A 1,152-nucleotide genomic window follows, 5' to 3' on the forward strand; every position below is an offset into this window, starting at 1 on the left:
CCGTGGGTCGAACCGCTCGGACTCAAACTCATGGTTTCCAAAGGCCCGGCGGCCTTTGGCGGGAGGGGTGGGGCGCACTGCGCCCAACGAGGAGGGCAGAGCCCTCCCTCAACACCGCCGCTAAGCAAAGCGCCCATGCAGCCACCACCGTATCGCCTCCCCCGGCACTGCCGGCCCGGCGCGGCAAACCCAGAGTCGGGCACCCCCCGTCAGCTCCACCCGGTAATAGTCGCGGAACAGCCGATCCGGCCGGTCCCGCCACCATTCCGGCGTGATGCGCTCCGGCCCCTCGGCCCGCAGCACCCGCCAGCTCAGCTTCCCCGCGCGCAGCAGGGAGGGCGGGGCATCCGGCATCACCGCCATGGCGGAAAGCTCCACCGGGCGGCGCAGCAGGCGGAGCGGCCGGCCGGGACTCGGCCAGCCGGGCGGGATCTGCAGCGCCTCGAAGGGGCCGATGCGCCGCACTTCCCGCTCCGGCCAATGGCTGGCGCCAGGCGCCAGGCGCCAGACCGGCAGGCGCTGGGCAAGGCGGTCCAGCAGCTCCGCCAGGGCTGCCGCCCGCTGGTCCGGCGCTGCTCCTTCCCTGCTTGGCAGCCCCCCCTGCGCCGCGGCCAGCGGCGCGGCGAGATGTGCTTCCAGCGCCAACCGGTCGAAGCCGAAGCCGGGCTCCAGCCGCCCCAGCCTTTCCTGGAACAGCCGGGCGAAATGCCATGGCGCACGGCCGGGCAGGCCGGTGCCGACCGGGATGGCCTGCACCGCGCCATCCACCCGGAAGGCGCGCAGCACCAGGCGGCGCGCGCCCAGCCCCGCCGCTTCCAGCCGGGCGCAGAGCGAAGGCAGCAGCCGCGCCAGCGCCGCGTCGATCGCTTCCCGCGTCACCAGGGGTTCGAGGAATTCCTCCGCCACCGTGCAATCCGGCGGTGGCTGCAAGGGCTGCAAGGGGCGCGGCCGGGCGCCGGTCGCGGCATCCAGCAGCGCCATCACCGCCGGGCCGAAGCGGCGGGCCAGCGGCGCGCGGGGCTGGCGCAGCACCGCGCCCAGATGCCTGAGGCCCAGCCGGTGGAAGGTGGCGATCGCCTCCCGCGGCAGGCGCAGCGCGGCGAGGGGGAGGGGGGCGATGGCCGCCGCCTCCCCGCCCGGCGGCACGGGCGG

General features: G+C 76.0%; 1 protein-coding gene. It reads right to left on the bottom strand.

The genetic code is table 11. From position 1 onward, the window contains the following. Window positions 1-120: 120 nt before the first annotated feature. On the bottom strand, window positions 121-1,152 hold a 1,032-nt coding region (locus NJ376_RS26840; protein ID WP_252956430.1), incomplete at its 5' end, for a DNA polymerase Y subunit UmuC family protein.

It is taken from the genome of Siccirubricoccus soli (assembly GCF_024178315.1).
Taxonomy (GTDB): Bacteria; Pseudomonadota; Alphaproteobacteria; order Acetobacterales; family Acetobacteraceae; genus Siccirubricoccus; species Siccirubricoccus soli.